Here is a 366-nt window from a genome sequence, read left to right on the forward strand (position 1 = left end):
CCCTCAATTTCTGTGTGCGCCTAAATTTCGTGCCCCCTGTCAGGAACCGGTCAATGAACGTGGAGCGCTTCATCCACGGGCCAGTGCGTGAAGAACTGCGGCGCTGCCTGCTGCTTGAATCCGGCACCAGCCGAGATAAGCCGTTTAAGGACGTGAATATCCTACTCGGCTATGAATCCCACATTTTTGAGATTCACGGAGACGGGACCGTGGTTGAGGCCGCTTACGACTATGCTGCGATCGGGAGCGGTGCTGAATACGCGCTTGGGGCCATGTACGCGTCGCATGGTGGACACGGGCCGCGTGAGGTCTTGGAATGCGCGTTGGGCGCTGCCTGCGAATTCGACAACGGAAGCCGTGGCCCCT

1 protein-coding gene is annotated in these 366 nt (G+C 59.0%); it reads left to right on the plus strand.

The features are described 5' to 3' along the window. Positions 1-53: 53 nt before the first annotated feature. Positions 54-366 (plus strand): hypothetical protein (locus AC1RP4_RS07840; RefSeq protein ID WP_481763246.1); only part of this gene is annotated, 313 nt, incomplete at its 3' end.

Source organism: Dellaglioa sp. CoH-56-MRSF-10 (assembly GCF_056782175.1).